A 19063-nucleotide genomic window follows, 5' to 3' on the forward strand; every position below is an offset into this window, starting at 1 on the left:
TTGATTACTGACACTGCGCGGCAGCGTGAGTAATGTCTGTGTTGTCTTTTTCATCCGTGAGCGCGTATTCCGCAACGCAGCGGTCGCTGGCGTCCTGTCCCCATGAGACAGAGAGCTTGCCGCGATCGGGCATTCCGGAAAGATAGGTTTGGCCGTCGTTGCCGACGATATATTCACTGTCCTTATCCTCGGTGATGACCGTTGCGCCAAAGGGCAGCGGCTTACCGTTGTGCGTCAGGGTCATCAGCACGCGACGCCCCACGCGGGTATTGAAGCTTGCCCGCACCACCGCGCCGCGGGTTGGCGTGACGATCTGCGAGGCGTGCGTCACGTCAGCCTCGGCAGGCAGCGTTTCGGTATCCAGCGAAATCGTGTTGTGGCGATAGGCGGTGACGAACGGCACCACGGTGTAGCCACGGAAGTCGGTTTCTACCCCTGTCTGGTTGGCGATGTGCGTGCCGTGGGTGCCGGGCGCTTTCACCAGCGCGATGGTCTCACCCAGCGGCTGGCTCAGCGTGAGGCCGTTAGCGTGGGCGATCATGCCCCCCTGCAGGCCGACGTTGGTGGTCCGCTGGTATTTATCCTGGCTGAAGCCGCCACTCACCTCGCCGTAGGTGGCTTTGTAATCCGCGTTCAGACTGGTAGAGGTACCGTTCTCCGATGAGTCATAGCCTTCCTGCACGTTCCAGTTAAGGTTGTTCTCCGCCAGCGCCGTCCCGTTCAGGCCCAGCGTGTGGGTCGCGCCGTCTTTACTGTCATTCATGTTGTAGGTGGCCCAGGTATTGCTCATCCAGCGATCCAGCGGAACCGAGACGCTCAGCGCGAACTGGTTATCGTTGCTGACCGATTCGCCTTCGTCATCGCTGCTGTTGGTGTTTTTGTTCAGGCTATAGCTCATGCTGTAGGTGATCCCTTTCCAGCTGTTGTTATAGCTAACGCTCATCGAGGTCATGTCCTGGCCCTGGTTCCAGTAGGTCTCTTTGACCAGGCTCAGCGTAAACGAACCCCAGCCGTCGCCGAGCGTCTGATCCACGGTGGCCTCGGTGCGCGCCCGGCGCTGCTGCGGTGCCGACCAGTCATCGGCGCGGGTGTAGGATTCCATGGTGTCTTCAAGGGTATAAAACCCTTTACTGTTGTAGCGATAGCCCGCCAGGGAGAAGTTCGTGCCCGTTCCGGCAAAGTCTTTGCTGTAGCGCAAACGCCAGGACTGCCCCTTGCTGGCCTGCTGTTTTTTGAGCAACGCTTTGGCGCGCGTTACGTCGATGGAGAACGCGCCCAGATCGCCAAAGTTTTTACCGGTGCCCAGCGCCTGCGACTGATAGTGGCTGCTCTGCTGCACGCCACCGTAGGCGGTGAAGCCGTACGGCAGGCCATAAATAGCGCTCCCCTGGGCGAAGGGGGTCTGCTCCACGTCTTTGTCGTAGGAGCGGTAGCGCCCGGCAGTGACGCTGTACTTCAGGTGCTTTTCGCGCTGCAGTACCGGAACGGAGGCGTAGGGCACCACAAAGTGGCGTTCGCTGCCGTCCGTCTCTTTCACGGTGACCTGGAGATCGCCGCTGCTGCCGGTGGGGTACAAATCGTTGATTTCAAACGCACCCGGCGCAACGGTATTTTGATAAATGACGTAGCCATTCTGACGCACCACCACCAGCGCGTTGCTGTGGGCAGTACCGCGGATGATTGGGGCGTAGCCTTTTTCGCTGTCGGGCAGCATATCGCTGTCGGAATTGAGCTGCGCGCCGGTGTACGGGACGCTGTCAAACACGTCTGCCGGAGAGCTGCTTTGGCCCACGGTCAGATCGCTTTTTAACGCCACGATGTCGCGCTGGGCGTACGTATAGACGGAGTTAAAGGACTGCTCTTCGTCATGACCGCTGGTGCTGCGGTTCCAGGTCGAGTAGTTGCGCAGGCGCCACGCGCCGATGTTCAGGCCCGGGCGCAGGTTGACGTACTGGCTGCTGTTGTCCTGCATGCCCTGCTGACGCGCATGGCTCTGGCTGGCGCTGGCGCTGTAGTTCAGGATGCCGGCGGTGATCCCCTCGTCGAATTCCGTTGGGTCAATATAGCCACGGGGGACCTGGCCGAGGGCGGACTGCGGAATGCTCAGCAAAAGCTGCTGGTTGCTGACGCGAAACGTCGCCGACGCCGCCGGTATGGCCTGCAAATCCGCGCATTTGCCCTTCGCGGCAAGCTGAGGGTAGTCGTCGGTTTTAATGCCCAGGCTTTTTAAATCGGCCAGGGTGAAGCAGGGCTGCAGGGAATTATCCCCGTTAGCCCGCTTTTGCAATGTAAAGGTCACGTCGCGGGTATCGATTTTATTATTATTGATAAAGATCGTGACCTGATATTTACCCGGCGCCTGTCCCGGGCCTTTTTCATAAATAGAGAGATCGGTTTTTCCCTGCTGCGGATTATCGACATCCAACAGCGCCGGATTAAAATAGTCATCCGCCCGCGTTTGCTGCGAAAAACCCACGGCCGCTAACCCGCATAATAGGGTCAGCAGCGTAAGCATCCGATAAACGGAAGGCAATTGCCTTCTTGGGGTTGAAGAATACGTAATCATAAGATCCGCTGTTGGATAATGTATTAACGCAGGGAAGCAGAGAGCGTTTTGCTGATGCTGCCGAAGTCAGTAATAATTGACCACGACACGGTTGAGCCGCCGGTATTGGCAGGCAGCGCAATATGGGTTTCGGTTTTAGGCATGGCCCAGGTGGCTTTATCGATCTTATGCCCGTTAAGGGTGACCGTCTGGAAGTTCATATAAAACGGCGTGGGGTTGTTAACCACCAGGTCATTGCCTTCCCGATGCCACTCAAGCTTATCCGCCACGTCTTCGGGTCTACCCTTGATCGAGGCCGGACGGTACATCAGCTTAATGCGTGTGTTAATGGCGATTTGCAGGGTATTCTCACCCGCGACCGGTTTTGAAGACGGGATGGCCTTAATATTGAGCCAGAACAGCGACTCGCGATCTTCAGGCATATTTCCGCCGGTACGTACGACGCGCAGAACGTTTTCCTGCTTCGCGTCAAGACGAAACAGCGGTGGCGTAATCAGAAACGGTGCTTTAGCCAGGTTTTTACCGCCAGAATCCGCCCAGGATTGCACCAGATAATCCGTTGCATCTGGGTTTGAAATACCGATAGAGGATTCCTTTTTGCCTCCCTGGTAGATCAGCCGCGTGCCGTTAATAATCACGCCCGCGTGTGCCGTTGCAGCTACCAGTAACAGTGTGCTGAGTAAATAACCGTGACGCATAGTTTTTCTCAAATAAGGCAGGACTATTTCTTTTTTGCAAAATGAAATAGTCCCGGGTGAACAATATCAGTTATAAATAACCGTGAATGTTGAAACAGAGTTTGCCGGGCCAGCCGTGACGGCAGATCCGGTCTGAATATAACGCGCTGCGAACTGCAGATCGTTTACTGCCGTACCGGACGCCAGGGGATACTCTTTTGACGGGGTATATAAACTCACGGGCTGTTCAGAAGAATCGATCAGCTGAATAGCCACGCCGGTTGCGGCATCGGCGTCCGGCGTTAACGCCAGGGTGCTGTTGTTATTGGCATCCGGGGTGCCGCCAAAGTTAATCGCTGCCGTTGTAACGGTCTCCGGGCAGTTTTTTAACTCAATATCAAACTTCGTGGCGGTGCTGGTGGAGCCGGCACCGGTAAAGACCGTCTTCGAGACTTTACCTAACGTCACGTTCAACGGGTTACTTAAACCATTTACAACCTGACAGGCGGAATCAATGATTTCGCCCGTAAAGTTGATCTGTCCTTCACCGTCTGTGGCTGCAAACGCGGATGCCGAGCAGCCAACCACCGACGCGATAAAAAGACCTAACGCAATCTTGTTCATAATAGTTCCTGGTGTGTGGGTAAAAACGTGCCTAAGGTTTTTTGCCCGTTGTCCTCAATAATTTCCGCTCGTTATTTAATCAAAGAATGGATGGATAAGAATCTTCTATAGGCATCACAAATAATTGAATCAGTGCTTGCAAAATTTTTTTATTCGGAAAAACAGGCGGCTCTGGCGGTGGGGATAAAAAGCTATCGGGCAGGTCTTCATCGGGGATATAGTGTTAACAAGATGACGTTTTCAGGAGAGATACCGTGGATTATCGTAAAATTATCAAAGAGGTAGGGCGTGGAAAAAACCATGCCCGCGACCTGGATCATGAGACGGCGCGTGCGCTCTACACCCGCATGCTCAACGGTGAGGTTCCCGATCTCGAACTCGGCGGCATACTTATCGCCCTGCGCATTAAGGGAGAAGGCGAAGCGGAGATGCGCGGCTTTTACGAGGCGATGCAGGCGCAAACGCTGCGCCTGACGCCGCCGGTCGCTAAGCCGATGCCGATCGTCATTCCCAGCTATAACGGCGCGCGCAAGCAGGCCAACCTGACGCCGCTGCTGGCTATTCTGTTACACAAGCTGGGTTTCCCGGTGGTGGTGCACGGAGTCAGCGAAGATCCGACCCGCGTGCTGACGGAAACGATTCTTGAACTGCTGGGGATCGAACCGACGCTCCACGCCGGGCAGGCTCAGGCGAAGCTCGACAGCCATCAGCCGGTCTATATTCCCGTGAAGGCGCTCTGCCCGCCGCTGGAAAAGCAGCTTGCTCTGCGCTGGCGAATGGGCGTGCGCAACAGCGCGCACACGCTGGCGAAGCTGGCTACGCCGTTTGCCGAAAACGCCGCGCTGCGCCTGTCCAGCGTTTCGCATCCGGAATACGTGGGGCGTGTGGGGAAATTCTTTGAAGAGATTGGCGGCAACGCGCTGCTGATGCACGGCACGGAAGGGGAGGTCTACGCCAATCCGCAGCGCTGCCCGCAAATAATGCTGATCGACGCGGCGGGCACGCGTACCGCGCTTGAACGAGGGGAAGAGAACAGCGGCGTTATTCTGCCGGAGGCGAAAGATCCCTACACCACCGCGAAGTGGATTGAACAGTGCCTTGCCGGAAACGTGCCGGTGCCGCTGGCCATCAAGCTGCAGATGGCCTGCTGCCTGCTGGCGACCGGGGAAGTAGACACGGTTGAGGCTGGCATGGAACGGGTTGAGGCGGCATTTTAGGCAAAAAAAAAAGCCCGTCCAGTGGCGGACGGGCAAGCAAGGGTAACAAACAACAGGGTCAATGAGGGTTGGAGCAGCTCACCAGAGGGTTTGGCGAGGGTATAGCATTCGTTCAGGCGATTATTTGTAGATAACCGCGGTACCGCTCAGCTTGTTGTTGGTGTTAGCGGAGGTGATGGTGTATCCGCTTGCACCGGCAGCCGCCGCTTTCTCAGCCAGTTTGGCTTCCAGACCGTCCAGCGTGGTTGCGCCTTCTGCACTCACCACACCGATTTTATTCATGCCCTGCGCCTGGGTAGATGAAACAGGCTCTACAGCGAATGCGCCAAAAGACAGAGCGGACAGGGCAACAGCAGCAACAGCAGCAACAGCATATTTGATGGTTTTCATAATTAATCTCTCGCAGGTTATTCTGTTAAGGGGACGATGTTCCGTCGATGTGATAAGTATCACGTTTTTTTTGGAGAGATAAAATCGAAGAGAATTGACGTGGTCAATCAAAAAAATTGAATGACAAATAACTTATTGATTATTAATAAATTCAAATTACGGCTTTACACTTCTTGTTGATGCGCTTTACAGAAGAAAGATGAATGGCACATTTTGCTACGCGGTTCGCTAAAAAGCGTGAGCGTAAAGGTAAGCATTCAGGCGGTTAACTTAGGTAAAGGAAAGTCAGCGTAACTGGCTGTCTTTCGATCCTCTACGATTATATCCTGAATGTGAGGCACTTTTCGAATCTTTATCCTGCTGACAGGCTATGCATAACCTTACGCCGGGGATGGCTTTTTGCCGCGCCTCCGGAATCGGCTCACCACACTCTTCGCATTCCGTTAAACTTTCGCCGCGCGGAATTTCGCCGCGAGCGCGCGCAACCGCATCTTCAATCGTACTGTTGATCTGTTCGTTAACCGCGTCGTCATTTGCCCAGCCGGAAGCCATCGCGTCCTCCTGATATCGGTTTAGGCCATAGCGTTAATATGGGTTTAAAAAATGCACAATCAAGGTGAAAGGGGAGACAAACTGCATCTGGCAGGCAGATGCAGTAGGGTGAAAGGAAACAGGTTATTTATAGATAGTCGCTGTGCCGTACATATGGTTATCTCCACCTGCGGAGTTCACCACGAAGCCTTTAGCACCTTCCTGACGGGCTTTTTCGGCCAGCTTATCCTGGAGATCGTCAAGGTTGCTTGCGCGGCTTACCGAAACGGTGCCCGCCGGGCGCAGCTGGCTGGTATCCGTGCTTTGAGTCAAGGACTGAACGGCCATCGCGGAGAAAGAGGCGCTCGCCAGGGCACCGGCGAGAAGAGCAAGGGTCAGATACTTTTTCATAATCACATCCTCATGAGGAAACAACGGGTGATTCCCTTTAAGTTTAGAAGCCTGACGAATGTGACTTAGCGCAAATATTTGATGATGATCTGCTTATTTTTTGAACGATACAAATTGACAATTCGCTGACGGATCATAGACATAAAGGTAGTTGATTTATGGTGAATTTTTGAGCGACGCAGAGAAAGATTTACCGTGGGTCCAGCAAAGGGTATCTTACGCCGCTGTTTAAAGGAGAATGCCATGACTGCCCAAAAGCCGGGATTGCACCCGCGAAATCGCCACCGCAGCCGCTACGACATGAATGCGTTATGCCAGAGCTGCCCGCCGCTGCAGGAGTACATTGTTGAGACCCCGGCGGGTGAACCCTCGGTCAACTTTGCTGACCCGCAGGCGGTTAAAATGCTGAATAAAGCCCTGCTGGCACATTTTTACGGTGTGGCGCAGTGGGATATTCCGGAAGGCTTTCTTTGTCCACCCGTGCCGGGCCGCGCTGACTACGTTCATCACCTTGCCGACCTTCTTGCCGAAGGGAATGAGGGCGTCGTTCCGCAGCAGGCCACCATTCTGGATATTGGCACCGGGGCGAACCTGATCTACCCGCTCATCGGCGCGCATGAGTATCAGTGGCGCTTTACCGGAAGCGAAATCGTTGACGAGGCCTTTGCCAGCGCGCAGGGGATTATCAGCGCGAACCCGGGACTCAGCCGCGCCATTCGCCTGCGTCGTCAGAAGGACGCGGAGTCGATCTTCAACGGCATTATTCACAAAAACGAAAGCTATGACGCCACAATGTGCAACCCGCCGTTCCACGATTCGGCGGCAGCGGCCCGCGCGGGCAGCGAGCGCAAGCGCCGTAACCTGGGTCAGGCTGAAGACGCTGCCCTGAACTTCGGCGGCCAGCAGCAGGAGCTCTGGTGTGACGGGGGCGAAGTGGCGTTTATCCTGCGCATGATTGCGGAAAGCAAACAGTTTGGCCGTCAGGTGAAGTGGTTCACCACGCTGGTTTCCCGCGGGGATAACCTGCCGCCGCTCTACCGTGCGCTCACCGAAGCGGGTGCCGTTAAGGTGGTGAAAAAGGAGATGGCGCAGGGGCAGAAGCAGAGCCGCTTTATCGCCTGGACGTTTATGGACAATAACAAACGTCGCAAATAGCACTCCGCCGTAGGCCGGGAAAGGCGAAGCCGCCACCCGGCAACCAGGCTACAGCGTCGGCTCCTGCGGCGGCAGCGGCGAAGCGGGCGGCTGCAACACCTGATACGTCTGTACCGGCATCCGCACGTTCGCCAGGTCAAAGTGTTTTTTCACCATGCTGTCGAGCGCAAAGCGCACCGTCCACTGCTTCAGCGGCTGGGTGGTGAACGACACGCGCAGGGTAAACGCCGTGTTCGTCAGCCCAACGATGCCGGCGAAAGACGGCTCGCCAATCACCAGCCCGCGAATATCCTCCATCTGCATCAGCTCTTCTACCGCATCGCGCAGCGCCTCCTTCGCTTTATCGGCATCCTCATGACGATCCACATCGTAGTTCGCCACCACGGAACCGATGCCGCGGACAAAGTTGGCGAAGGTGGTGATCGAAGACCAGGGAATGATGTGGTACGCCCCGGTGTCCTGGCGCACGCCCACCGAACGAATCGACATCCGCTCAACGGTGCCGGTTAACGGCCCGATAGTCACCAGATCGCCCGTGTTCATCCCGTTCTCAAACTGGATAAAGATGCCGGTAATAATATCCTTCACCAGCGTTTGCGACCCGAAGGAGATCGCCAGCCCCAGGGCACCGGCCCCCGCCAGCAGCGGGGCGATATTCACGCCGATTTCTGAGAGCACAATCATGATGGTGATGGTGCTGATAATCACCGCCAGCGCGTTGCGGAACAGGGTTAACAGCGTTCTTGCCCGCGCGCTGGGCAGAGGCCTGCCGTGAATATCCGACACCAGACGGTTCTCAATCAAGCTCGCCAGCAGCGTCCAGCCGACGGCAGAGAAGAACAGGATCAGGGCGATACGAATTAAAATATCGACGGTCTTTTCGCCCGCGCCGTTGTGCAGCCAGTTCCAGAAATCAAACAGGCTCCACGCATTCAGGAGCAGCATAATCGCCACGCAGACGGTGAGAATGCGCGCCACCTTGAGCGACACCGACATCCAGCCGTTAACCCGCTTTTGCAGCTCCGGGTAATTCCGCTGTACCTGCGGCGACAGGGTGATGGTTTTCGAGATCCAGCGCGACAGCAGGCCGGACACAAACGCCGCGATGCCGATAATCGCCAGGCTTTTGAACGTCGCCCCCATCATAAATTTCAGGCTATTTCCCGGGTCGAACAGCGAGAAGAAGCACAGCACGATGAAGTAAGCGCTTGCCAGCCAGTGCCACACCAGGGCGAAGGCGCGAATAAACAGGCTGAAGAACGACAGGGAGCGATCGGCCAGATGCAGCAGGCTCTCCGTGATGGTCTTTTTATTGTGAAAGATAAGGTACAGCGACCAGACGGTGATGCAGAGCATGATAATGACGTTTGCCAGCGCGCCAAACTGGACGTTCACCTGGTTGGAAATGATCGGCACCGCAACCAGCAGGCCGTAGCCAATCAGCCCGCTGAGCACGCTCAGGCGCAGCGCCCAGTACTTCGCGGTTTCATCCCGGATGGAGAAAGGACGCAGCGCCGGGACGTGCGGACAAAATAGCAGCCGCAGCAGCGCCTTGAAGAACTCAATCAAGGCAAAGGCATTCAGGAAAAGCGACTGCTGAAAGGCGATGGTTTTGTTGCCCGCGTTCAGCCTGTCGGCCAGCAGCTGGCCTAAGAACAGCGTCAGCGCCAGCAGCAGTAAATCGATGATAAACGCTGAGGCTATCATTAACGGCAGGTGCAGCCAGCTGCTCTTCTGCTGATTCTTTCTGCGTCCCCATTGCCCCATTTTGCAGTACAGCGGCCACGCGCACAGGCGCACCAGCCAGTAAAACAGGAATACTGCACCGGCTAGCATCAGGAACTGCGTGGCGGCGGCGGTGAACGTTTGTGGGTTGAACGGCTTATGCGGGGAGCCAATCAGGTTGCGGTAGAGCTGAGCAAAGCGCGAGGAGAGCGCTTCCCCATAGTGGCGACTCACGTCGGTGACGTTTTCCAGCACCGTTTTTTGTTCTTCCACCTGCGGCGGGGTGAGAGTGGGCACTGACTCCTGCGGCGGCGTGGCGGCCACTTTCCGCAGCTGGCCAATCAGCTCCTGCCGGGAGGTGTCGTTCTCAAGAACGTCGGCGAGGGCGCTGTAGGCGGCTTTCTTCTGCTCAACGTCCGGTTCCGGTGGTGGCGTACTTTGCTGGCTGGCGGTTGTTCCGGTGGTCACGCCGGGGATCGCTACGGCGAACGATGGCGCACTAAACAGGCTAATCAACAGCAACAGGATCCACGGCACGGCGTCCTCCGGTGAAAATGTCGAACAAAATGATAAGTATAGAGGTCGGGGCGAGGTGGGGGATTTTTGGGAACAATCTGGCGTAAAAAAGCCGGGCATGCCCGGCTTACGCGTGAAGTATCGATCAGGAGACGTGCTGCAGGAACTCCTGCAAACGCTGGCTCGGCGGGTTGGCAATCAGCTCCTGCGGGTTACCGTCTTCCGCGATGCGGCCTTTATCAATAAAGATCAGGCGGGAGGCCACTTTTTCGGCAAAGCCGATTTCGTGCGTCACGATAACCATCGTCATCCCTTCTTCCGCCAGATCCTGCATGACCTTCAGCACCTCGTGGCGCAGCTCCGGGTCGAGTGCGGACGTTGGCTCATCAAACAGCATCATTTTCGGCTTAACCGCCAGGGCGCGGGCAATCGCCACGCGCTGCTGTTGGCCGCCGGACAGCTCGGAAGGGTAGTGGTGCGCGCGTTCAGCCAGGCCGACTTTCGCCAGCAGATCTTTGGCCAGCGCTTCCGCTGCCGCTTTGCTGGCACCGCGCACGCGCAGCGGGCCAAACATCACGTTTTCCAGCGCCGTGAGGTGCGGGAAGAGGTAGAACTGCTGGAACACCATGCCCGCTTCCTGGCGAATCAGGCGGTCGTCCACTTTCGGGTCGTTCACCTTCAGGCCGTCGACGATCAGGTCGCCGCTGGTGATCTCTTCCAGCTTGTTGATGCAGCGCAGCAGGGTGGATTTACCGGAGCCGGATGGCCCGATGATGACCACCACTTCACCCTGCTGGATGTTCAGATCGATATTGTGCAGCACCTGGGTTGGGCCAAAGTGCTTGGAAACGTTTTTAAATTCAATCACAGGATTTTCATCCTTCTTTCAAGACGACGCAGAACGAAGCTCAGAACCAGAGTAATGATCAGGTAGACAACGGCCACCGCACTCCAGATTTCCAGCGCGCGGAAGTTGCCGGCAATGATCTCCTGCCCCTGACGGGTCAGCTCGGCCACGCCGATAACAATGAACAGCGACGTATCTTTAATGCTGATGATCCACTGGTTGCCGAGCGGCGGCAGCATGCGACGCAGCGCCAGCGGCAGAATAACGTGGCGGATGGTTTCGCGACGTGAAAGGCCCAGCGCCAGACCCGCTTCACTGAAACCTTTATGAATCGACAGCACCGCACCGCGGGTGATTTCCGCAATGTAGGCGCCCGAGTTGATCATAATGGTCACGACGGCGGCGCTGAACGGGTCAATGCGCAGATCGGTGAACGCCATAGGCAGGGCGAAATAGATGAACATGACCTGCACGACGATGGGGGTGCCGCGGATCACTTCGATGAAAACCAGTGCGATGTGGTTTGCGATCCAGCCGCCGTAGGTGCGGGCGAAACCGGCGACAAGACCGATAATCAACCCGCCAACCAGACCCAGGACCGAAATCCACAGGGTCATTTTAGCGCCTTCAAGCAAGAGTGGAATGGCAGGCCAGATGGCGCTCCAGTCAAACTGCATGATGTATTCCTGTATACCGTGGTGAAAAACGAAAAACGTAGGCCCGGTAAGCGGTCGCGCCACCGGGCGTTACAAACCTGAATTCAGGTGAAATTATTTAGGCTCGGTACCGAACCATTTTTTGTAGATTTCGTTGTAGGTGCCGTTCTCTTTCAGCGTTTTCAGCGCGCCGTTTACTTTCGTGCGCAGGTCGTCGCTGCCTTTCGGGAACGCGATGCCGTACTGCTGGGCTTCCAGAGACTCGCCAACCGCTTTGAACTTGCCGTTGCCAGCGGTTTTGATGAAGTACAGGATGTTAGGCGTGTCGTGCAGAACCGCGTCGGCACGGTTGGTACCCAGTTCCATATACGCGTTGTCGATATTCGGGAACTGACGCAGGTCTTTGGTTTTGATATTGGCTTTCGCGTAATCAACAGAACCGGTGCCGCTCTTCACTGCCACCACTTTGCCGTCGAGATCTTTCACGCTTTTTACGTCGTTATTATCGGCTTTGACCATCACCAGCAGGCCGCTTTTGTAGTAACCGTCGGAGAAGTCGATCGCTTTTTTACGCTCGTCGGTAATGGTGATGCCCGCCAGCGCCACATCAACGTTCTTGGTTTGCAGCGCCGGGATGATGCCGCTGAAGTCCATTGGCTTCAGGGTGTAATCCAGCTTGAGCTCTTTTGCGACTGCGGCCCACAGATCCACATCAAAACCAACGTATTTATCACCCTGTTTGAATTCAAACGGAACGAACGCCGTGTCGGTCGCAACAACCAGTTTGTCGGCAGCCTGAGAGGACACTGCAAAAGCCAGGGTAAGTGCAGCCAGTGAAACTTTTAATACAGACTTCATAGCATTTCCTTTTATATCCACGGGGCGATCCCCTGCGAGAACAGGTGGCACAATGAAAAAATCGTGCCAACTTTACAAGCTGTTGTTTTGCAAAGGGGATGATGTCACGCATTGCACAATAAACGGGGCAATGGGGTTTTATTGCACCAAAGTGGAGCACTGTTTTGGTGCGCTTCGTTTGGCTCAACTGACGGGGAGATATTTAGCGTAAATTCTGACGAAAAAACAATCTTCCATTAACGGTTGTGTGAGGTGATTATTACAATTTCTTCACTTTTGCACGGTCTCAGGCAAAAAGTGTGCACCATAGATGTGCAAAACCCTCACCGGAGGGCGAGGGTCTGATAGAAAATTCGTATGGATTACTCGATGTTAGATTCGATAAACCACAGGAACTGATCCAGGTCGCGGGACGCGGCGGTGAAAATATCGGCTGTATCTTCGTCTTTCGCTTCGCCAATCGCTTTGCGCACATCGTTTGCCACAATCGCGTAGCGGTCCGCCAGCTCTTTCAGGTGGTCCTGAACGGTATGGATATCAAGCGGGTAACTCTTCAGTGGCGTTTTGCTGTTAATCACCTGCGTGGTCCCCAGCGCCACGCCGCCCAGCTGAACGGCACGTTCAGCCATCGTATCGAGGTGGGTAACCAGCGCCGTGCGGAAACCATCCAGCATTTCATGAACGGCAATAAAGTTTGCACCGCGCATATTCCAGTGGGCCTGTTTGGTGATCAGCGAAAGATCGATGAACTGGATCACCTGGCGATTCAGCAACTCAATGGTCGCTTTTTTGTCGCTATCCGATACATCGTTACGGGTATAAAGCAGATTAGACGCTTTCGTTTTCACCAGTTTAGCGGTACTCATAATCTCATATCCTCTTGATGTTTATGTCCCAGGTAATTACGGGACTAAGTATAGCACCGGATTTTTTATCTGCGGTTTGGCTGTGCCTATCGGTTTAATAGCGAGAAGGATGTTGAGAATTTAATACATTGATATTTATCGATAATTTTAAAATTGATACAGATCAATCTTAATTTCAGGCTGGGGGAAGTCAATTCAGAGGGATATTTTGAAACGGGGGAAAGTATGTAAGAAATTATAACGACCGTCTTTCTGGCCTTTATTCTGCATGGCGTGGAGGCCATGCAGAATATATGGCCTTAGCGGATATCCACCTTCTCAACTTTAGGTTCCGGGCGCATGGTGAGCGTCGAGCCCATGGATGCCGCGATAATCGAGCAGAGCGCCAGCGTCTGGGTTAATGTCAGGGTTTCGCCAAGAAATACCATCCCGGAGATGGCGGCTAGCGCAGGCTCCATGCTCATCAGGGTGCCAAAGATGCGTGTCGGCAAACGCGTAAGGGCAATCATCTCCAGAGAATAGGGGAGTGCGGTAGAGAGGATCGCGACCGCCAGTCCGATGGGCATGACGGACCATTGCCAGATAGATTCGGTCGCCTGCGCCATGCCGATGGGCACAAACACGATAGCCGCAATCAGGGAACCCAACGCCACCGTTGCCGGACCGTGCTCTTCGCCTGCACGCTGGCCCGTGAGGATATAAACGGCCCAGCAGGCGCCTGCTCCCAGCGCCAGGGCTGCACCCGTCAGATCAATCTCAGCGACGCTCTGGCCCAGGGGAAGCAGGAACCATAACCCCAGAACGGCTAACACGACCCAGATAAAATCGACCGGACGTCGGGAGGCGAAAAGCGCCACCGCCAGCGGGCCGGTGAACTCCAGCGCAACGGCAATACCCAGCGGTATCGTCTGGATGGAGAGGTAAAACAGGTAGTTCATCGCCCCCAGGGAGAGTCCATAAAACAGCAGGGGTAAACGCTGCTCCTTTTTGAAGCGCAGACGCCAGGGTTTGAAAATAATCACCAGTATTGCCGTGCCCAGCGCGATACGCAGGGCGGTCACCCCGGGCGCGCCAACCAGCGGGAAAAGCGATTTTGCAAGCGAAGCGCCGCTTTGGATGGACAACATGGCAATCAGTATGACTGCAACCGGCAACCAGACCGACGACGTGCGGGATAACCCAGGCATCCTTTCTCCTGTCAGCTTATGTCAAACGAGGTAAAGGTTGCAGTGTAAAGGAAATATGCGGTAACGGTTGAGGCGCTGTTGAAAAAAATCCGCGTGAAATCCGTAAAATGGTTAAGCGCTGGTGGATTTATCGCCTGTCAGATTAGGAATAATCTGGATGAATGTCGCTGCGCAGACGCGCACTATGCGCATTTAGTAGTGAAAATTGTATGTGATTTGAAAGAGATAGCTGATGCTGGAAACGTTCTGTTACAGGAAAAGTTTTATTAGACATCACGAATCACAAAGAGTTTCGCAAATTTTTTTGATATATTTAAAACTTACGGACTTACTTGGATCACATTTGAGGTGGTTATGAAAAAAATTGCATGTCTTTCAGCACTGGCCGCTGTACTGGCTGTTTCCGCAGGTACCGCTGTAGCGGCGACTTCTACTGTTACTGGTGGTTACGCTCAGAGCGACTATCAGGGCGTGATGAACAAAGCTAACGGCTTCAACCTGAAGTATCGCTACGAGCAGGATAACAACCCACTGGGCGTGATCGGTTCTTTCACCTACACCGAGAAAGATCGTACTGACAACGGCGCGTACAACAAAGGTCAGTACTACGGTATCACTGCTGGTCCAGCTTACCGTCTGAACGACTGGGCAAGCATCTACGGTGTTGTGGGTGTTGGCTACGGTAAATTCCAGCAGACCGAAAACCAGGGTCTGAACCGCACTGCAAGCAACAGCGACTACGGCTTCTCCTATGGCGCAGGCCTGCAGTTCAACCCAATCCAGGACGTTGCTCTGGACTTCTCCTATGAGCAGAGCCGTATCCGCAACGTTGACGTTGGCACCTGGATCGCGGGCGTAGGTTACCGCTTCTAATCACTTCGGTGATTAAATAAAAAATCCGCCCATGTGGCGGATTTTTTTTTGTTTATTCCCCTCCCGCAGTGGGGAGAGGGAGCCGACTGTGCTGGCATCGGTCCGCACGAGACGGCAATTACTTACTCTTAATATCAAAAATATCCGTACCCAGATGGTTGTAGTCAACTTTCTGTAACTTAAAGTTGGTAACGTAAACTGGGGGAGCTTTCTTGTTAGAGACAAACGGGTAAGCATTTTTTATCTGCTCGGCCGTAATCCCCGTCCACTGCGAAAAGAACTGCAGGAAATCATTTGCCGAACGACGCGCTTTAATAACGCGATGCGTTTTATCGTCACTCGACAGCACCATAAACGGCACCTGGAAATTCTGCTGGAACTTGTCATCGTGCGCCAGATACTGCACCTCTTTGCCGCGCTCCTTAAACGCCAGCCCGTGATCGGAGAAATAGACCATTGAGAAGCTGTCGCCCGTGTTGCGTAGCTGATCGTACAGCTTGCTGAGCAGGTCGTCGGTTTGCGTCATGGTGTAGAGATAACAGGACGTCTCTTTGGACTGCACGAACTCCGCGTACTTGCCGCCGGTCCGATCGCAGGCCTGCGGGTGAGACCCCATCAGGTGCAGGACGATCAGCTGAGGCTGGGTGCGCGGGGTGGCGAAGACCTGGGCCGTCATCTTCAGCAGCGCCTCATCTTTGGTGTTTTTGTCGGCTTCAAAGTCACCGTTTTTCAGGAACTGCACCTCGTCAGCCCGTTTGGCGATGCTGGCGATGGCGGTATCGTATTCACCAATTTGCCCCTGATTGGAGAACCACCAGGTCTGGTAACCGGCGCGGTTTGCCAGGGTGACAAAATTATCCTGATACTGCGGTTTACCGTCGACGACCCGGTTAAGCGTCAGGCCGAGCGATTTCTGCGTTGAGCCGCTGGCCGCGACATAATCGGTAAACAGCGTGCCTTTAACCGAACTCGCAAACGGGGTGTTATCCCAGTGCCCGCCAAACGCCCCCATGGCATCGCGACGCGCGCTTTCGCCAATCACCACCACGTAGGTGTGATATTTCGGCTTAACGGCCAGCACGTTCCAGGTGTCTTTCATATTGGAAAGCTCAGCCATGCGCGCCTGTTCGTCGAGAACCTCTTTATTATTCACCACGACGTCTTTCACGAAGCGGAATACCGGATAGCCGATGTTAATAAGCCTTAGCTTACCGTCCCAGGGAATATTCTGGATGGGGGCGACGAACGCCACGGCAACGCTGAATACCAGACAGAGTAGTTCGATCTTACCCCAGGATTTTTTCTCGCCCGGCTGGCGGCGGATGGCGATAACGCCCAACGCGAAGATAAAGAGCCCCACCACGTAGCTGTACCACGGGAAGATCGTCAGGATCTCCGTCGACTCTTCCATATTGGTCGAGTGCAGCGCCAGCAGGGTATTAAAGTTTGGCGAGCCGTAAGCCTGACCAAACGGGAAATAGAGCGCAGCAACCAGCGAACAGATCCCGATTAACGCTTTTTGCACGCGCGGCGCAGAGCGCCAAAGCACGTGCAGAATGCAGGTGAAGGCCACCGCGTAGAGCAGACTAAAGGGATAACCCAGCGCAAAGTTAATCAGTAATGACTGCAAAAAGTAAAACCCCGTCCACGGGCTTAAGGCCCGGCTGCGGGTCACAACGGTATCTATCAGGGTTACATTCATAGGTCACTATCATGGATGAAAACGCCATGTGCTCACCCTGGCGTCAAGGGTCATAACCTGCCTGACAGTGCGTGGAGAGGGAATGTGGGTCCGCTTCAGCGAGCCGCAAATTGTGCAGGGCTGCAAGAAGATAGTGCGAGCGCTAAAGAATATCAACAGTTGCTAAGCAGATGTTTTGCGAAGGGGATTGCAAATCCGTAAAAAAAATCGGGAATAGGGCGGCTGGAAGCCAGTTTACTGCGGGTTTGTGACGAAAAAATGAAGCGGCGTACCGCAACGCCGCTTAGTGGGATGGTTTGTCGTCCTGATGCGGTTTGCCGTTAAACATATCGCACAGCATGTTCAACAGCATTAAGCGCACTTTAAAGGGTGAGTGGGTAAACACGGTCATGCACCTCTTGAATTCGTTCATAAGCCCTCCTGAGTTTTGATCCCTTCGATCCGTGAAGGGTGACTGCATTACATACAGATATAGCACAGGCTATATTGTATAGCTATGGCTATTTCGTTAATTTTTTGTGCTTGCTTAGGGATGGTTTACAATGTGCGCTCTCGATACCGGGCGCTGGAAGCGTCACCCCACTGAGGAAGTACAATGAACCGTCGCGCAGGTAAGCCAACCATTAAAAAAACGACGCAGCTGGTGAATGTTGAAGAACATGTCGAAGGTTTTCGTCAGGTCCGTGAAGCGCACCGGCGTGAACTGATTGATGATTATGTTGAACTCATTTCCGATCTGATTCGTGAGGTTGGGGAAGCGCGCCAGGTCGATATGGCCGCCCGACTGGGGGTTTCGCAGCCGACTGTGGCTAAAATGTTAAAACGCCTGGCCTCCGTGGGCTTAATTGAAATGATCCCCTGGCGCGGCGTGTTTCTGACGCCGGAAGGTGAGAAACTCGCGCAGGAGAGCCGCGAGCGCCATCAGCTTGTCGAGAATTTTTTACTGGTGCTGGGCGTCAGCCCGGAGATCGCCCGCCGGGATGCGGAAGGCATGGAACACCACGTCAGCGAAGAGACGCTGGTGAAGTTTCGCGAATTTACCCTTAAATATGGTCCCTCCGCTGAATGAAAATCCCTGGACTGCAGGCCCTGGCACGCGATCGTTTCTTCCATCTCTTACTCATCATTGGCGCAGGGTTAAGCCTCTTTGTGCCGTTTGCCCCACACGCCTGGCCCGCCGCGATTGACTGGCGGACCATCATTACCCTGAGCGGCCTGATGATGCTCACCAAAGGGGTCGAGCTGAGCGGCTATTTTGACGTGCTGGGCCGTAAAATGGTGCGTCGCTTTGCCACCGAACGCAGGCTGTCCCTGTTTATGGTGTTCTCCGCCGCGCTGCTGTCGACGTTTCTAACCAACGACGTGGCGCTGTTTATCATCGTGCCCCTCACGCTTACGCTGCGTAAGCTGTGCGAAATCCCGGTCAGCCGGCTGATCATCTTTGAAGCGCTGGCCGTCAATGCCGGCTCGCTTCTGACGCCAATCGGCAATCCGCAAAATATCCTGCTCTGGGGACGGTCCGGCCTGTCGTTCGCCGCCTTCACCTGGCAGATGGCCCCGCTGGCGCTGGTGATGATGCTGTCGCTGCTGGCGGTATGCTGGTTTGCGTTTCCGGATAAAAAACTGCAGTACCACAGCGGCACGGCGGGCCCGCAGTGGCAGCCGCGCCTGGTGTGGAGCTGCCTCGGGCTATACATCGTCTTTCTGTTCGCCCTGGAGCTGAAGGTTGAGCTGGCGGGCGTTCTGCTCGTCGCCGCAGGGTTTGTCGTGCTGGCGCGCCGCGTGCTGGTCAGCGTGGACTGGACGCTGCTGCTGGTCTTTATGGCGATGTTTATTGATGTGCATCTCCTCATCCAGCTTCCGGTGCTGCAGAACGTGCTGCACGGGGTCAGCGCGCTGTCTCAGCCGGGACTGTGGCTGACGGCGATTGGCCTGTCGCAGTTTATCAGCAACGTGCCTTCCACCATTCTGCTGCTCAACTACGTGCCGCCCGATACCCTGCTGGCCTGGGCCGTGAACATCGGCGGGTTTGGGCTGCTGCCCGGCTCGCTGGCAAACCTCATCGCCCTGCGTATGGCCAGCGACCGTCGTATCTGGTGGCGCTTCCATCTCTGGTCAATTCCTATGCTGGTCTGGGCCGCGGCGATCGGTTTCGGACTATTCCTTCTCATATAGTGCGCAATTTGTCAGTTTTTCCTGGCAAACGTATAGCAACGTCCTAGCTTTAGTGAACGGCATAGTGTGATGCCGCTCACTGACAGG

General features: G+C 55.0%; 19 protein-coding genes. 5 read left to right on the forward strand and 14 right to left on the reverse strand.

The window, feature by feature from the left end; all coding sequences use genetic code 11:
- Positions 1-4: 4 nt before the first annotated feature.
- The 3 genes from L6R44_RS16520 to L6R44_RS16530 form a co-directional block, all read right to left on the reverse strand.
- Positions 5-2515 carry a fimbria/pilus outer membrane usher protein gene (locus L6R44_RS16520; RefSeq protein WP_237424846.1) on the reverse strand — a complete coding sequence of 837 codons (2511 nt, stop codon included), beginning with the start codon at positions 2513-2515 and terminating at the stop codon, positions 5-7.
- 74 nt (positions 2516-2589) lie between these two features.
- Positions 2590-3264: a fimbrial biogenesis chaperone gene (locus L6R44_RS16525; RefSeq protein WP_237424809.1), complete on the reverse strand. Its 675-nt coding sequence runs from the start codon at positions 3262-3264 to the stop codon at positions 2590-2592.
- 66 nt (positions 3265-3330) lie between these two features.
- Positions 3331-3867: a fimbrial protein gene (locus L6R44_RS16530; RefSeq protein ID WP_032639038.1), complete on the reverse strand. Its 537-nt coding sequence runs from the start codon at positions 3865-3867 to the stop codon at positions 3331-3333.
- Between the two features lie 254 nt (positions 3868-4121).
- On the opposite strand from L6R44_RS16530, the gene ybiB reads away from it, so the two are divergent.
- Complete coding sequence (gene ybiB / locus L6R44_RS16535) at positions 4122-5084, forward strand: DNA-binding protein YbiB (protein WP_237424810.1); 963 nt, start codon at positions 4122-4124, stop codon at positions 5082-5084.
- 120 nt (positions 5085-5204) lie between these two features.
- Here the strand turns inward: ybiB and ybiJ are convergent, their stop codons facing one another.
- From ybiJ to mcbA, 3 genes are all read right to left on the reverse strand, one after another.
- Entirely contained in the window at positions 5205-5474 is a 270-nt protein-coding gene (gene ybiJ, locus L6R44_RS16540) for a DUF1471 family protein YbiJ (protein WP_237424811.1), read from the reverse strand.
- 285 nt (positions 5475-5759) lie between these two features.
- Positions 5760-6026, reverse strand: coding sequence for a DksA/TraR family C4-type zinc finger protein (locus L6R44_RS16545; RefSeq protein ID WP_237424812.1), 267 nt, complete (start codon positions 6024-6026; stop codon positions 5760-5762).
- Positions 6027-6149: 123 nt separating this feature from the next.
- Positions 6150-6416, reverse strand: a complete 267-nt coding sequence (gene mcbA / locus L6R44_RS16550) for a DUF1471 family periplasmic protein McbA (protein ID WP_032639046.1) — start codon at positions 6414-6416, stop codon at positions 6150-6152.
- 243 nt (positions 6417-6659) lie between these two features.
- On the opposite strand from mcbA, the gene rlmF reads away from it, so the two are divergent.
- Positions 6660-7571 carry a 23S rRNA (adenine(1618)-N(6))-methyltransferase RlmF gene (gene rlmF, locus L6R44_RS16555; RefSeq protein ID WP_237424813.1) on the forward strand — a complete coding sequence of 304 codons (912 nt, stop codon included), beginning with the start codon at positions 6660-6662 and terminating at the stop codon, positions 7569-7571.
- Between the two features lie 48 nt (positions 7572-7619).
- Here the strand turns inward: rlmF and ybiO are convergent, their stop codons facing one another.
- The 6 genes from ybiO to rhtA all read right to left on the reverse strand — a co-directional run bounded on the left by ybiO (position 7620) and on the right by rhtA (position 14226).
- Positions 7620-9833, reverse strand: coding sequence for a mechanosensitive channel protein (gene ybiO / locus L6R44_RS16560; RefSeq protein ID WP_237424814.1), 2214 nt, complete (start codon positions 9831-9833; stop codon positions 7620-7622).
- A 124-nt stretch (positions 9834-9957) separates the two neighbouring features.
- Positions 9958-10680, reverse strand: coding sequence for a glutamine ABC transporter ATP-binding protein GlnQ (gene glnQ / locus L6R44_RS16565; RefSeq protein ID WP_032639054.1), 723 nt, complete (start codon positions 10678-10680; stop codon positions 9958-9960).
- A complete protein-coding gene (glnP, locus tag L6R44_RS16570; protein ID WP_003858462.1) occupies positions 10677-11336 on the reverse strand; it encodes a glutamine ABC transporter permease GlnP in 660 nt (219 codons plus the stop codon). Before glnP ends, glnQ begins: the two co-directional genes overlap by 4 nt.
- 93 nt (positions 11337-11429) lie before the next feature.
- Entirely contained in the window at positions 11430-12173 is a 744-nt protein-coding gene (gene glnH, locus L6R44_RS16575) for a glutamine ABC transporter substrate-binding protein GlnH (protein ID WP_032639056.1), read from the reverse strand.
- A 362-nt stretch (positions 12174-12535) separates the two neighbouring features.
- Entirely contained in the window at positions 12536-13039 is a 504-nt protein-coding gene (dps, locus tag L6R44_RS16580) for a DNA starvation/stationary phase protection protein Dps (protein ID WP_010428924.1), read from the reverse strand.
- A gap of 299 nt (positions 13040-13338) precedes the next feature.
- On the reverse strand, positions 13339-14226 hold the full coding sequence (rhtA, locus tag L6R44_RS16585; RefSeq protein WP_032639058.1) for a threonine/homoserine exporter RhtA: 888 nt from the start codon (positions 14224-14226) through the stop codon (positions 13339-13341).
- A gap of 354 nt (positions 14227-14580) precedes the next feature.
- Here rhtA and ompX point away from each other — a divergent pair, with 354 nt between their 5' ends.
- Positions 14581-15099: an outer membrane protein OmpX gene (gene ompX / locus L6R44_RS16590; protein WP_032639060.1), complete on the forward strand. Its 519-nt coding sequence runs from the start codon at positions 14581-14583 to the stop codon at positions 15097-15099.
- A gap of 118 nt (positions 15100-15217) precedes the next feature.
- Here the strand turns inward: ompX and L6R44_RS16595 are convergent, their stop codons facing one another.
- Together L6R44_RS16595 and mntS are read right to left on the reverse strand one after the other, a co-directional pair.
- Positions 15218-16801 carry a phosphoethanolamine transferase gene (locus L6R44_RS16595; RefSeq protein WP_032639062.1) on the reverse strand — a complete coding sequence of 528 codons (1584 nt, stop codon included), beginning with the start codon at positions 16799-16801 and terminating at the stop codon, positions 15218-15220.
- A gap of 283 nt (positions 16802-17084) precedes the next feature.
- Entirely contained in the window at positions 17085-17213 is a 129-nt protein-coding gene (gene mntS, locus L6R44_RS16600) for a manganase accumulation protein MntS (protein ID WP_008501175.1), read from the reverse strand.
- Between the two features lie 183 nt (positions 17214-17396).
- On the opposite strand from mntS, the gene mntR reads away from it, so the two are divergent.
- Together mntR and L6R44_RS16610 are read left to right on the forward strand one after the other, a co-directional pair.
- Entirely contained in the window at positions 17397-17870 is a 474-nt protein-coding gene (gene mntR, locus L6R44_RS16605; protein WP_008501176.1) for a manganese-binding transcriptional regulator MntR, read from the forward strand.
- On the forward strand, positions 17867-18976 hold the full coding sequence (locus tag L6R44_RS16610; protein ID WP_237424815.1) for an anion transporter: 1110 nt from the start codon (positions 17867-17869) through the stop codon (positions 18974-18976). Before mntR ends, L6R44_RS16610 begins: the two co-directional genes overlap by 4 nt.
- Positions 18977-19063 lie beyond the last annotated feature (87 nt).

It is taken from the genome of Enterobacter cloacae complex sp. ECC445 (genome assembly GCF_021892025.1).
Classification (GTDB): domain Bacteria; phylum Pseudomonadota; class Gammaproteobacteria; order Enterobacterales; family Enterobacteriaceae; genus Enterobacter; species Enterobacter chengduensis.

Bases quoted from the DNA above. Each gene is read 5' to 3' on its own strand.
- L6R44_RS16520 (WP_237424846.1), bottom strand. From the start codon at position 2,515: ATGCTTACGCTGCTGACCCTATTATGCGGGTTAGCGGCCGTGGGTTTT.
- L6R44_RS16525 (WP_237424809.1), bottom strand. From the start codon at position 3,264: ATGCGTCACGGTTATTTACTCAGCACACTGTTACTGGTAGCTGCAACG.
- L6R44_RS16530 (WP_032639038.1), bottom strand. From the start codon at position 3,867: ATGAACAAGATTGCGTTAGGTCTTTTTATCGCGTCGGTGGTTGGCTGC.
- ybiJ (WP_237424811.1), bottom strand. From the start codon at position 5,474: ATGAAAACCATCAAATATGCTGTTGCTGCTGTTGCTGCTGTTGCCCTG.
- L6R44_RS16545 (WP_237424812.1), bottom strand. From the start codon at position 6,026: ATGGCTTCCGGCTGGGCAAATGACGACGCGGTTAACGAACAGATCAAC.
- mcbA (WP_032639046.1), bottom strand. From the start codon at position 6,416: ATGAAAAAGTATCTGACCCTTGCTCTTCTCGCCGGTGCCCTGGCGAGC.
- rlmF (WP_237424813.1), top strand. From the start codon at position 6,660: ATGACTGCCCAAAAGCCGGGATTGCACCCGCGAAATCGCCACCGCAGC.
- glnP (WP_003858462.1), bottom strand. From the start codon at position 11,336: ATGCAGTTTGACTGGAGCGCCATCTGGCCTGCCATTCCACTCTTGCTT.
- glnH (WP_032639056.1), bottom strand. From the start codon at position 12,173: ATGAAGTCTGTATTAAAAGTTTCACTGGCTGCACTTACCCTGGCTTTT.
- dps (WP_010428924.1), bottom strand. From the start codon at position 13,039: ATGAGTACCGCTAAACTGGTGAAAACGAAAGCGTCTAATCTGCTTTAT.
- rhtA (WP_032639058.1), bottom strand. From the start codon at position 14,226: ATGCCTGGGTTATCCCGCACGTCGTCGGTCTGGTTGCCGGTTGCAGTC.
- ompX (WP_032639060.1), top strand. From the start codon at position 14,581: ATGAAAAAAATTGCATGTCTTTCAGCACTGGCCGCTGTACTGGCTGTT.
- L6R44_RS16595 (WP_032639062.1), bottom strand. From the start codon at position 16,801: ATGAATGTAACCCTGATAGATACCGTTGTGACCCGCAGCCGGGCCTTA.
- mntS (WP_008501175.1), bottom strand. From the start codon at position 17,213: ATGAACGAATTCAAGAGGTGCATGACCGTGTTTACCCACTCACCCTTT.
- mntR (WP_008501176.1), top strand. From the start codon at position 17,397: ATGAACCGTCGCGCAGGTAAGCCAACCATTAAAAAAACGACGCAGCTG.
- L6R44_RS16610 (WP_237424815.1), top strand. From the start codon at position 17,867: ATGAAAATCCCTGGACTGCAGGCCCTGGCACGCGATCGTTTCTTCCAT.